13 protein-coding genes are annotated in these 11955 nt (G+C 63.6%); 7 read left to right on the top strand and 6 right to left on the bottom strand.

Translation table 11 applies throughout. The features are described from left to right. The first annotated feature begins 4 nt into the window (after window positions 1–4). Window positions 5–793 carry a 3-hydroxybutyrate dehydrogenase gene (locus BLS26_RS13205; protein WP_092511685.1) on the top strand — a complete coding sequence of 263 codons (789 nt, stop codon included), beginning with the start codon at window positions 5–7 and terminating at the stop codon, window positions 791–793. A 143-nt stretch (window positions 794–936) separates the two neighbouring features. On the opposite strand, the gene BLS26_RS13200 is transcribed toward BLS26_RS13205, so the two are convergent. The 3 genes from BLS26_RS13200 to BLS26_RS13190 all read right to left on the bottom strand — a co-directional run bounded on the left by BLS26_RS13200 (window position 937) and on the right by BLS26_RS13190 (window position 4396). After that, window positions 937–1767, bottom strand: a complete 831-nt coding sequence (locus BLS26_RS13200) for a sulfite exporter TauE/SafE family protein (protein ID WP_092518012.1) — start codon at window positions 1765–1767, stop codon at window positions 937–939. A gap of 206 nt (window positions 1768–1973) precedes the next feature. After that, window positions 1974–3332, bottom strand: coding sequence for a polysaccharide biosynthesis C-terminal domain-containing protein (locus BLS26_RS13195; RefSeq protein ID WP_092511683.1), 1359 nt, complete (start codon window positions 3330–3332; stop codon window positions 1974–1976). Between the two features lie 95 nt (window positions 3333–3427). Continuing rightward, window positions 3428–4396, bottom strand: coding sequence for a helix-turn-helix domain-containing protein (locus BLS26_RS13190; RefSeq protein ID WP_172804600.1), 969 nt, complete (start codon window positions 4394–4396; stop codon window positions 3428–3430). 212 nt (window positions 4397–4608) lie between these two features. On the opposite strand from BLS26_RS13190, the gene BLS26_RS13185 reads away from it, so the two are divergent. Both BLS26_RS13185 and BLS26_RS13180 read left to right on the top strand, forming a co-directional pair. Beyond that, window positions 4609–5253 carry a pyridoxamine 5'-phosphate oxidase family protein gene (locus tag BLS26_RS13185; protein ID WP_197681336.1) on the top strand — a complete coding sequence of 215 codons (645 nt, stop codon included), beginning with the start codon at window positions 4609–4611 and terminating at the stop codon, window positions 5251–5253. 40 nt (window positions 5254–5293) lie between these two features. Next, window positions 5294–6349, top strand: coding sequence for a carbon-nitrogen hydrolase family protein (locus tag BLS26_RS13180; RefSeq protein ID WP_092511679.1), 1056 nt, complete (start codon window positions 5294–5296; stop codon window positions 6347–6349). A 37-nt stretch (window positions 6350–6386) separates the two neighbouring features. Here BLS26_RS13180 and BLS26_RS13175 read toward each other — a convergent pair whose 3' ends face one another. Next, a complete protein-coding gene (locus BLS26_RS13175) occupies window positions 6387–7226 on the bottom strand; it encodes a protein-disulfide reductase DsbD domain-containing protein (protein ID WP_092511677.1) in 840 nt (279 codons plus the stop codon). 135 nt (window positions 7227–7361) lie between these two features. Here BLS26_RS13175 and BLS26_RS13170 point away from each other — a divergent pair, with 135 nt between their 5' ends. Then, window positions 7362–8012 carry a YqgE/AlgH family protein gene (locus BLS26_RS13170; protein ID WP_092511675.1) on the top strand — a complete coding sequence of 217 codons (651 nt, stop codon included), beginning with the start codon at window positions 7362–7364 and terminating at the stop codon, window positions 8010–8012. A gap of 133 nt (window positions 8013–8145) precedes the next feature. Here BLS26_RS13170 and BLS26_RS13165 read toward each other — a convergent pair whose 3' ends face one another. Next, a complete protein-coding gene (locus BLS26_RS13165; RefSeq protein ID WP_092518008.1) occupies window positions 8146–9033 on the bottom strand; it encodes a TauD/TfdA family dioxygenase in 888 nt (295 codons plus the stop codon). A gap of 201 nt (window positions 9034–9234) precedes the next feature. Further along, on the bottom strand, window positions 9235–10014 hold the full coding sequence (locus BLS26_RS13160; RefSeq protein WP_092511673.1) for an SDR family NAD(P)-dependent oxidoreductase: 780 nt from the start codon (window positions 10012–10014) through the stop codon (window positions 9235–9237). Between the two features lie 127 nt (window positions 10015–10141). Between BLS26_RS13160 and BLS26_RS13155 the strand changes: the two genes are divergently transcribed. From BLS26_RS13155 to BLS26_RS13145, 3 genes are read left to right on the top strand one after another with little or no spacing between them, the layout of a single operon-like run. Continuing rightward, window positions 10142–10660, top strand: coding sequence for a GNAT family N-acetyltransferase (locus BLS26_RS13155; protein WP_092511671.1), 519 nt, complete (start codon window positions 10142–10144; stop codon window positions 10658–10660). A 23-nt stretch (window positions 10661–10683) separates the two neighbouring features. Beyond that, on the top strand, window positions 10684–11418 hold the full coding sequence (locus BLS26_RS13150; RefSeq protein WP_092511669.1) for an SDR family NAD(P)-dependent oxidoreductase: 735 nt from the start codon (window positions 10684–10686) through the stop codon (window positions 11416–11418). A gap of 57 nt (window positions 11419–11475) precedes the next feature. Further along, entirely contained in the window at window positions 11476–11850 is a 375-nt protein-coding gene (locus BLS26_RS13145; protein ID WP_092511667.1) for a CsbD family protein, read from the top strand. The last annotated feature ends 105 nt before the right edge of the window (window positions 11851–11955 follow it).

Here is an 11955-nt window from a genome sequence, read left to right as displayed (position 1 = left end):
CTGAATGGGTACTTTGACAGGCAAGACCGCGGTTGTGACCGGCTCGACCAGCGGCATCGGATTGGCCTATGCGCGCGCGTTCGCGGGCGCCGGCGCCAATATCGTGCTCAACGGCATGGGCGCGCCGGCGGATATCGAGAAGGAACGCTCCGGCATCGAGACTGATTTCAAGGTCAGGGCGGTACACTCGCCGGCCGACATGACCAAGCCGGCCGAGATCGCCGAAATGATCGCGCTCGGCGAAACCACCTTTGGCTCGGTCGACATCCTCGTCAACAATGCCGGCATCCAGTTTGTGTCGCCGATCGAGGAATTTCCGCCCGAGAAGTGGGAAATGATCATCGCGATCAATCTGTCGTCGGCGTTCTACGGTATCCGCGCCGCGGTGCCCGGCATGAAGAAGCGCGGCTGGGGCCGCATCATCAACACCGCGTCCGCGCATTCGCTGGTCGCCTCGCCGTTCAAGTCGGCCTATGTCTCGGCCAAGCACGGCATCGCCGGCCTCACCAAGACCGCGGCACTGGAGCTTGCGACCTTCAAGATCACCTGCAACTGCATTAGTCCTGGTTATGTCTGGACGCCGCTGGTCGAACACCAGATCCCCGAGACCATGAAGGCGCGCAACCTCACCAAGGAGCAGGTCATTCACGACGTGTTGCTGGCGGCGCAGCCGACCAAGGAATTCGTGACCTCCGAACAGGTTGCCGCGCTGGCGTTGTTCCTGTGCGGCGACGACGCCGCACAGATCACCGGCGCCAACCTCTCGATCGACGGCGGCTGGACCGCGGAGTAAGAGGCTCTTTCTGTCATGCCCCGCGAAAGCGGGGCATCCAGTACGCCGCGGCGGCGCGGTTCAGAGGTCTCTGGAATACTGGATCACCCGCTCCAGTGCGCGGCGGTCGAAGCGTAGCACGAGCGCGACGCGGGGCACGCCCCTCAGTGGGCGGCGCTCCGGGCAAACGCCATCATGCCCTCCGGCGACAAATTCAGTTCGCCGGACGCGAGCTTGGCAGCGACCACGATCAGAACCGACGCCAGTGCGACCCGCAGCACTTTCTCCGGCACGCGCACCGCGCAGTAGCTGCCGATCACGATGCCGGGCACCGAGCCGATCAGCAATACGCCCATCAGCGGCCAGTCGATCGCGCCCATCGCCCAGTGTCCGATGCCGGCGACCAGTGTCAGCGGCACCGCATGCGCGATGTCGGAGCCGACGATGCTTGCCATCGGCAGGCGCGGATAGAGCAGCAGCAATGCGGTGACGCCGACTGCGCCGGCTCCCACGGACGAGATCGAGACCAGCACGCCGAGCGCAACGCCCACTACGACGGTAGCGCGGGCGGTCGTGACGTCGTCGAGTTTTTCGAGACGCTGGCGGTATCGGTCCAGAATTGTCTTGCGAAAGATCAGCGATATCGCGGTGAGCAGAAGCGCAAAACACAGCACCAGATTGACCAGGCTGCGCTCGGACTCCCCGTTGAGATCAAGTTGCGACATCGCAACGAGCGTCAGGATGCTCGCCGGGATACTGCCGCTGGCCAGACGAAGCACCGCCGGCCAATGGATGCTGCGCGCCCAGCCATGCACAAAGCTGCCGCCGGTCTTGGTTGCAGCAGCGTATAGCAGGTCGGTACCGACCGCCGTCGTCGGGTGGATGCCGAACAGCAGGATCAGCAATGGCGTCATCAACGAGCCGCCGCCGACGCCGGTCATCCCGACCAGGACGCCGACGCCGAATCCCGACGCAACGTAGAGCGGGTCAATCATATCGAGGATCAGGTTCCAGTTGACCCCCAATATAGCAGCGCCGGGATCGGGATGCTTCGGTTCGCGGCCGATCAAACGAAATAAGAATGTTTGATGCGTGCGCTGCCATACGATGGTGTTTTTCCCCCATCCGCCGGCGTTCGACGCTATCGGTATCCTGCGTGGTCTGGCATGCAGTATGGCACGCTCGGAACGGCTTCCGCGGATCAGCGCTTCCCGAACGCCAGCACGTGCAGCCCAAGCCGCCGCCGGACGATCCAGAACAGCAGCACGGTCTCGAACGCCAGCGAGATCGAGGTGGCGGCCGCGGCGCCGTGGCCGCCGAAGCGCGGCACCAGCGCGAGGCAGAGCACGACGTTCATGACGAACGCCAGCGCATAGGCCAAGGCGCAGATGTGCTGGTGGCCGAGCATGTTGAGCAGCCGCTCGACCGGGCCGATCGCCGAGCGCACCACGAGGCCGATGGCGGCAATGAACATGATGTCGTAGCCAACCACGAAATGCGGCCCGAACAGCCACAGCAGCGGCTTGCCCAGCGCCAGCAGCGCCGCCGTCGCCGCGAGCGACGGCCAGAACGTCCACTGGATCGCGTGCGCCACATAGGCTGACAGCCGCGCCTTGTCGCCAAGCGCGTGATACTCGGCAAAACGATGCGCCGTCGTCGCCGACATCGCGTAGTGAATAAAGGAGACCAGCGCCAGCGTCTTGACCACGGCGAAATAGATGCCGACTTCCTCCGAGGAACGGAATTGCTGCAACACCAGCACGTCGGTGTAGGACAGCAGCAGATAGAAGCTCTCGACCAGCAGGATCGGCAGCGAGACCGCGAGCCAGCCACGATAGTCATAGGCTTTCGCGCCAGGTTCGATATGACCCTTGAGCCTGCGGTTGAGCACGATCATCTGCCCGATCATCGCGAGCCAGACCGCAGCGGCGCTGGCCAGCATCGCCGCGGTGGCGCCAAGATGAAAGCCGAGCACGAAGGCGCCGGCGGTGAAACCGATGATCAGCGACTGGCGCACGATGAATTGCGGCATCAGGCCGAGCCGCATCCAGTCATGCGAACGCGCAATGCCGTCCTGGGTGTTGGCGACGACGAAAGCGGGCAGCGTCAGGCAGCCGATATAGAGCGGAACGATCGCGTTGGCGTCGATCCACGGCGACAGTCCCCTGACGATGCCGGCGAGTCCCAGCGAGACGACGGAAGACACCGCAAACGTCATCCAGCGGCTGCCGGAGAGAAAGCCGCGCAGCAGCGCATGCTCGCCGCGGGTGCGGTATTCCGGAATGATCTTTTGCGCCGACGCCGAGATGCCGAAATCCATCATGCTGCCGAGCAGCAGCACCCAGGTCCAGACATAGACATAGACGCCGTAATCCGAGCCGCCCATCCAGCGCGCCAGCACGATCTGCGAGAAATAGGCCAGTGCCGCGCTGACGACCCGGATGATGAAGATGGTGCCGGCCAGCCGCCGGGTGACGGAGGCTTCGCTGGAACCACCGAGCAACGACTTCAGCCGGGCGATCACGCCGGCAGGGGCAGCGGTTGCAGATTGCGTCTCCATCACGGCCACGGCGGAACATCCCCGAAACGCGCCGCGAGGCCGCGGCGAAGCTCCGATCTATCAACGATTCGTTAAGATTCGGTTGGGTCAGCACGTCAGGCCGGCGGGAGACCGGGCGTTTGCAGGCATCGGTACTCTCGGGGCGCCAGTGCATAGGCCGCCTTGAAGCGACGGCTGAAATGGGCCAGATCGGAAAATCCGCAGGCCAGCGCGACTTGCGTGATGGATTCCCGGGCCAGCAAGGGATCGAACAGGTCGCGCCGGGCTTTCTCAAGTCGCCGGGACCAGATCCACTCGCTCACCGTCGTATTTTCCGAATGAAACAGATCCTGCAGATAGCGCGACGAAATGCCCATCAGCGCCGCCACCTTCTCGGTGTTGAGCTGAACGTCGCCCAGATTCCGCTCGATGATGGCCTTGGCGCGGAACGTCAGTGCGGCCCGCGCCGGGGTGTCGTTACGATGCGGACACGACGTCAGATCGCCGAGCGCCGTGGTCACCAGTCCAAGGCAAACGTCCGATAGCCGCCCGGCCGCGACCGCGCCAACCTCCGAGACGATGGCCGCGGTGTTGCGGATGAAGGGAGCCACCAGCGAGCCGAGCGGGCTGCCGGCCGCGACGCGCGTCGCCGTGACGGCCTCCGTCGGGCCGATGCGCCGGATCATCGCGTTGCGCGGCATATGCAGCACGATCTGTTCGAACTGCGCGCCGAAGCTCAGCGTGTAAGGCCGGGTGCTGTCATAGCATGCGAAGTCGCCCGGCAGCAGCGTGGCCTGCCGTCCATCCTGGTCGACCATGCCGGTGCCCTCGACCTGCACGCTGACGAGGACGACTTCCTCGCGCGCCCTGCGGATGCGGTTCTTGGTACGGTCGACGATCTGCCCGTCGGAGCGGACTTTCGAGAAATGCATCTCGTCGCACTGCCCGGTCGTGATCTCGCCGAAAAATGGCGCGTCCGACAAAGCGCGGCAATCCAGCTCGACGAACGTGTCGCACACCGCATCGCGCCAGTACTGAAGCCGTTTAGTCTCGGCAACGGCCGAGGTTGCCAGAACGACCTGCATCGTCCACCTCGCAGCTTGCACACGCCAAAAGCTAGCATATCGGATCGGCTTTGCAATTGCGCCGGGCGCATCAATGCGGCCGGGAACAACATTTGCTGCGGGTACAGGCAAGCGCAGCCGTGCGGTTGCACTTAACTTGGGACGCCTGCCGGTGCGCCGCCAGGCCGGCCGTCGGGCCACTGAGCGCATCGACATTTCGCATGGAGAGGGTGATGAGCATTTATCACGACCGGCAACGCGAGCTCCAGGACGCGTTCGATACCAGACGGCTGGCGGACGTCATCGAAAGCAACAACCTTCACGTTACATTCAATCCGCTCGACGAAGCGTTCATCGCCAGCAGGGACTTCTTCTTTCTTGCCACGGCCGACGCGTCGGGAAAGCCGAGTTGCTCGTTCAAGGCCGGGTCGGTCGGTTTCGTCAGGCTCATCGATGAGCGCACGCTCGCTTTCCCCTGCTACGATGGCAACGGCATGTACCTATCGATGGGAAACCTGAAGGCCAATCCAAAGATCGGCATGCTGTTCGTTGATTTCGAGAAACCGAACCGCTTGAGGGTCAGCGGCGAGGCATCGATTGCCGAAAACGATCCCCTGCTGGCGCATTATCCGGAAGCCCAGCTGATCGTTCGGGTCGCGGTCACCGAAATATTTCTCAATTGCCCGCGCTACATTCCCAAGTTCAAGCGCGTGGCGGACTCGCCGTTCGTGCCGGTCGCCGGCAGGGAGACGCCGTTTCCAAACTGGAAGCAGATCGATTTCGTGCGCGAGACCTTGCCGGCGCGGGACCGGCAGATAGCCATGCAGATGCCCGCCATCGACATCATGGACTACATCCACTCGATCGAAGAATCCTGAGCCACCCTTGTCGTTCCACCGCACTCTGTCGGAGTAGATCATGGCACTGACCAATCAGAAATATAAAGTAGCCGCCGTCCAGGCCGCGCCGGCCTTTCTCGATCTGGACGCGTCCGTCGAAAAGACAATCCGGCTGATCGACGAGGCCGGCGCCAAGGGCGCCCGTCTGATCGCCTTTCCGGAAACCTGGATACCCGGATATCCCTGGTGGATATGGCTGGGCGCGCCGGCCTGGGCGATCATGAAAGGCTTCGTTTCCAGCTATTTCGACAACGCGCTTGCCTATGACAGTCCTGCCGCGGACAAATTGCGACAGGCCGTGAAACGCAACGACATCGTCGCGGTGTTGGGACTGTCGGAGCGGGACGGCGGGAGCCTCTATATCGCCCAATGGATCATCGGGCCGGACGGCGAAACCATAGCCCAACGCCGCAAGCTCAAGCCGACCCATGTCGAACGTTCGGTGTTTGGCGAGGGCGATGGCAGCGGCCTTGCCGTGCACGACCTCGAGATCGGACGCGTTGGCGCGCTGTGCTGCTGGGAGCATCTGCAGCCGTTGTCGAAATACGCCATGTATGCGCAGAACGAACAGGTTCACGTTGCCGCGTGGCCGAGTTTCTCGCTCTACGATCCGTTCGCCCATGCGCTCGGCGCGGAGGTCAACAACGCAGCCAGCAAGATCTACGCCGTCGAGGGATCGTGCTTCGTCGTGGCACCCTGCGCGACAGTTTCGAAGGAAATGATCGATTTGCTGTGCGACACGCCGGACAAGCACGATCTGCTGCATGCCGGCGGCGGATTTGCGACAATCTATGGTCCCGACGGCGCGCCGATTGGCGACCGTTTGCCGCCGGATCAGGAAGGGCTGATCTATGCGGACGTCGATCTTGGCATGATCTCGGTCGCGAAGGCCGCCGCCGATCCCGCGGGCCATTATGCGCGGCCGGATGTCACCCGGCTGCTGCTGAACAAGCGCCCGGGCAACCGCGTCGAGGCGCTCGCGCTTCCGGTCGATCAGGTGGGGGCAGGCGAGGAGGCGTCCTCGATATCAAGATCGGCAAAAGGCGCTGCCGAACTGCTCAACGCGGCGGAATGATTCCGGCGACAATGACGGCTAAGCCCGCCGGGGCCGACTACGGCAAATTTACATTGAACTCGTAGGCCCGGTCGCCGCCGACCAGCGTCAGTTTGAGGGCTGCGCCGTCGGCGCTGGCGCCGGGCGGCAGCCCGTCGAGTTCGAAGGCAAATCGCTTGACCCCGGCCGGGCCGTGCTCGACGAGCTTTGGGACAGGCAGCGCCCAGTCGGGCGTCGGCCCTTCGACGAACAGGCTGAGGCCGTTGGTGTCGGGTGCTGCGACATCGACCAGCACGCTGGTCTTGCCGTCGCGCTTGATGTCGAGCACGGTGAGCGGATTGGGGTCGCCGACATTGGCAGGTTTCGGCACGGCGTTGAGTGCTTCCGACAGCGTGCCGTCCTCGGTGCTGGCGACGCTGGCAAAGGCGAGCTCGGCACTGGCATCGACGGGAATGCAGAGCTTTTCGCACACCGCGTAATTGATGCTGGCGCGGAGCGTCACCGGCTTGTCGGTGTTCTTCGCCACGATCCGCAGCGGCAACACGATCTGCTTGATATAGCCGAGCGAGGTGCCGCCGGCGCCGTCGTCGAACTTGTGTGGCGCCGGCCACAGCACGGTGACGGCCTCGATATTGTCCGATTTGGAAAAATCGAAGCGCGGCGGAACCCCGGAATCACCCGGCGTCCGCCAATAGGTATGCCACCCCGGCTGCAACTGAATGGCGACGCCGCCGAGCAGCACCGTGCCGCTGCGCGATCCCGCCAGCAGCCGGACCGCGGAATGCGCGTCGCGCTGCCACGGCGAGGCATCCTCGGCGCGAACCTCTGACGCGGCGCAGGCGACAGACAAAATGACGGTGGCGCCGAGTGCGGCGCGGCGTGGAACCATGGCGATCATCAGACGTCTTTACAGGCAAGTTTCGACCCAAACCATTGAATTGCGTGTGATCCGCAGCCGTTTGGCGCCGCATGCTTGATTGACAGAAACGACACCCGATATCAGGATATGAATCAGCAAGAGAGGCCTTTTCGGATGAGCCCTGAAGGCAAGACACCGAAGCGCGTTCGCCGCAAGCCGGCCGGCACTGGCGATCATTCGTCCGATGCCGGCTATCTGGACGGCCAGTTGCTGATCGCCATGCCGGTCATGGGCGATCCGCGGTTCGAGCGTTCCGTCATCTATATGTGTGCGCATTCGCCCGAGGGGGCGATGGGCATCATCGTCAACCGCCCGGCGGGCAGCATCGATTTCCCGGGATTGCTGGTGCAGCTCGATATCATCAAGCGCGGGGACCAGATCGCGCTGCCGGAAACTGCCGAGACCATGAAAGTGCTGAAGGGCGGTCCGGTCGATACCGGCCGCGGCTTCGTGCTGCATTCGAGCGATTTCTTCATCAAGGATGCGACGCTCAATATCGACGACGGCATCTGCCTGACCGCGACCGTCGATATCCTCAAGGCGATCGCCAAGGGAACCGGACCGAAACACGCGATCCTGGCGCTGGGCTATGCCGGCTGGGCACCCGGGCAACTGGAAGACGAAATCCAGCACAATGGCTGGCTGCATTGCGACGCCGATCCGGACCTGATCTTCGGCGCCGATGTCGACGAAAAATACCAGCGCGCGTTGCGCAAGATCGGGATCGATCCCGGCATGCTGTCGAACGAGGCCGGACACGCGTAGTCTGTCGTCCCCGCCTAGTGCGCAATTGCGCACGGGGGGCGGGGACCCAGTAATCGCCGGCGTCAGAAATTACGGACAACTGTGTGTACTGGATCGCCCGCCTTCGCGGGCGATGACGGCGTGATGCTCGCGCTCACTCCGCCGCCTGCTGCGCGACCGTGGGCACGGTGCCGGCGACCGTGGCGCGGCGCATGTCGCGGGGCTGCGACTGGTCGTAGCGGCGGACGCGGTGCATGGTTTGGCGGTTGTCCCACATGATGAGGTCGTGCACCGTCCATTTGTGGACATAGACGAACTCGGGCTTCGTCGCGTGCTCGGTGAGATCGCGCAGCAACAGCCGCGCCTCGGGCACGGTCATGCCCCTGATGGCGCCGGCATGCGACGACAGGTACAGCGACTTGCGGCCATGCACCGGATGCGTCCGCACCAGCCGTTGCAGCACCGGCTTGAACAGCTCCTTTTCCTCGTCGGTGTAATCGAGGAAGCCGAGCGATCCGCGCGAATACATCAGCGAATGTTCGCAGATCATGTCCTCGATCTCGGCTTTGGTGTCGTCGTCGAGCGCGTCATAGGCCGCGCGCATGTCGGCGAATTCGGTGTTGCCGCCCTTCGGGTTCACCACCCGCGCCGACAGCAGCGAGAATTTCGCCGGGATCGGGCGGAACGAGCTGTCGGAATGCCACAGGCAGTTGCCGAGGTTGAACAGATGCACGCGGCTGTCGCGCGGCAGCGGCTTGCCGTCCTTGCCGAGATTGGAGACGTCGTTGAGCCCGGTTTGCAACCGCGAATCCCCCGGCTTGACGACATTGCCGCCGCGCGGATTTTCCCGCTCGCCGAAATTCAGCGCGAATGCCATTTGCTGTTCGTCGGTGACGTCCTGGTTGCGAAACAGCAGCACGGCGTATTTGTCCATGCCGGCTTCGATGTCGGCCGCCTCCTGCGGTGTCAGCGCTTGACGCAAATCGACGCCCGAAACCTCGCCGACGAAATGCGGGTGAAGCTGCCGGATCGTGACCGTCATGGCGTTTCTCCTGAGCGCGGCGGGCGGCTTGTCCCGCTCCATTTGCACCAAAGGCTACTCCGGGATTGCGCCGTGTCAACGCGACAGAGACTGTGCGGCGCACACATCTGTCATGCCCGGACTTGATCCGGGCATCCATCACCTTCGCAAGAAGCCTTCATTGTAGATGGATTGCCGGGTCAAGCCCGGCAATGACAGGAGTTACGCATTCCGCGCCATCAACCCGCCGTCCACCGGAATCACCGCGCCGGTCAGGAACGAGGCCGCCGGCAGGCACAGGCTCAGCGTCATATGCGCGACCTCCTCGGGATCGCCGTAACGGTTGAGCGCGGTGCGGCGCCTGGCATAGATCGCCTTGTGCTCGTCGGAAATCCGGGCGGTGATGGCCGTGGTGATCGGGCCCGGGCAGATGCAGTTGACCGTGATGCCGTCGCGGCCGAGTTCCACCGCGAGCGAACGCGTTAGCCCGGTGACGCCGGCCTTCGCCGCCGAATAGGGACTGTGCAGCGCGGTGGCGCCGAGCGCTTCGGTCGAAGCGATGTTGACGATCCGCGGGCATTTCGATTTCCGCAAGTACGACAGTGCGGCGCGGATGATGCGCGGATGCGCGGTCAGCATCACAGCCAGCCCCTTGGCCCAGGCCTCTTCATATCCGTCATTGTCGATCGCGACGCGGACGGAGATGCCGGCATTGTTGACGATGATGTCGAGCCCGCCGAAATGTTTGGCAACGTCGTTGACCACCGTGGTGATGTCGTTGCGGTCCGCGACATCGAGCTTCCAGGCTTTGGCCGAGCCGCCCGTGGCCGTGATCGCACTGGCCACCGCCTGCGTGGGCTCGAGGCTGACATCGGTCACCGCGACATTGGCGCCTTCGGCCGCGAACACTTGCGCGGTGGCGCGCCCCATGCCGCTGGCGGCGCCGGTGACGAGAACGGTAAGGCCTTTGACCGAACGGCTGAGCTGTTTGAATTCCGACATGATCGTGGCCCTTGGGTATGGCTCTTGAGATGCGCCCGGCAGAACTGCTACGTCGCGCTGCAGGATTGACAAGGCTGGCACCGATCCGCAGACAGGTCAAACCTGCGCAGCAAGAAGGTGCAATGCGGTGGCCCATATTCCCGGTCTTCAGATTCGTCGCCTGACGACGTCGGACGCCGCTCTCTACCGGGAGATCCGGCTGGAGGCCTTGCAAAAAAATCCCGAGGCGTTTGGCAGTACGTTCGAGAAGGAAAGCGCACAACCGCTGTCGTGGTTCGAAGCGGTCGTCGACAGTGCCGATATTTTCGGCGCGTTCGACCAGGGGAGGCTCGCCGGAATAGCGGCCTACCGCGCGCAGGAAAGCGCGAAGCAGGCGCACAAGGCGCTGCTGTGGAGCATGTATGTCCGGGCGACAGCTCGAAACGCGGGTCTTGGAAAACGGCTGGTCGGCGCCGTTCTCGACCATGCGCGCGGCCGCGTCGAACAGGTTCAATTGAGTGTCGTCAGCGAGAATGAATCGGCGCGCCGGCTTTATGCAGCGCTGGGCTTCGTCGAATACGGCTATGAAAAGCGGGCGCTCAGGCAAGACGGGCGATATTACGACGAGGTTCTCATGGTCAAATTCCTCGACGGCGGTCCAGGCTGAAACATAACAAGAAAGGAAACGGGATGAACGAACTGGATTTCAGCGGCAAGCAGGTGCTGGTGGTCGGCGGCTCCAGCGGTATCGGCAATGGCATCGCACAGGCGTTCCGCGCCAAGGGGGCGCGCGCGGCGGTGTGCGGCACCCGCGCCGCAGCGACCGACTACTCCGCTGCCGAAGGCTCGGATCTCGCGGGCCTCGATTATTTCCAGCTCGACGTCAGCGATCCCTTGGCGATCGAGACGTTCAAGCCACCGTTCGAAAAACTCGACGTGCTGGTGCTGGCGCAGGGCGCGGTGATCTACCGCCGCGGCGAATTCCAGATGGATGGCTTTCGAAAGGTGCTGGAAGTCAACCTGATGAGCCTGATGGCCTGCGCCACCAAATTCCAGGCGATGCTGAGCGCTGCCAAGGGATCGCTGATCATCGTCTCTTCCACTGCGGCCTATCATTCCACCATGGGCAATCCGGCCTACAACGCTTCCAAGACCGGGGCGGTCGGTTTGACGCGCACGCTCGGCGAGGCGTGGGCCGAGAACGGCATTCGCGTCAACGGCATCGCGCCGGGCCTGGTCGATACCAAGATGACCAAGGCGACGACGGCCAACCCAAAACGCCTCGAAGGCGCGATCGAACGGATCCCGCTGAAGCGGCTCGGCACGCCCGCCGACATGGCCGGCGCCGCATTGTTCCTGGCCTCGCCGCTGTCGTCCTACATCATAGGCCAGACGCTCGTGGTCGATGGCGGGCTCATTTTATAAGCCCAGGAACCTGAGCGGCTCTCGTCGGTTACATCCTCTGAAACAGGAGTGACCACGATGGACAAGGATCGGATCGCCGGTACGGCGAAGGATTTCGCAGGGAAAGCCGAAGGCGTTGTCGGTAACATGACAGGCGATGCCAGGACGCAGGCCGAAGGCCGCGCGCGCGAAGCGGCGGGCGCGGTGCAAAATCTGTACGGGCAGGCCAAGGATGCGGTGAGCGACGCCACCGACGCCGCCGTCAACTACGCCAAGGATGCCTATGACAACCGCGGCGATACCATCCGCGGCGGTCAGAAGGCAGTGGCGCAGACCGTGCAGGACAATCCGCTCGGCGCGCTGTTGATTGCGGGCGGGATCGGATTTGCACTGGCATTGATGATGACGCGTCCGCCGCGCCGCCCGCCGCCGCGTTGGCGGTATTACGGGTAGCGTTCGCTGTCATTCCGGGGCGCGCGAAGCGCGAACCCGGAATCCAGACGTTTTGCGCGAGATGTTTCGAGCTTGCTAATCAGCGCGAGATTCCGGGTTCGATGC

It is taken from the genome of Afipia sp. GAS231 (assembly GCF_900103365.1).
Lineage (GTDB): Bacteria > Pseudomonadota > Alphaproteobacteria > Rhizobiales > Xanthobacteraceae > Bradyrhizobium.
The sequence above is the reverse complement of the archived record's forward strand: the minus strand, read 5'-3'. Positions and strand labels throughout refer to the sequence as shown.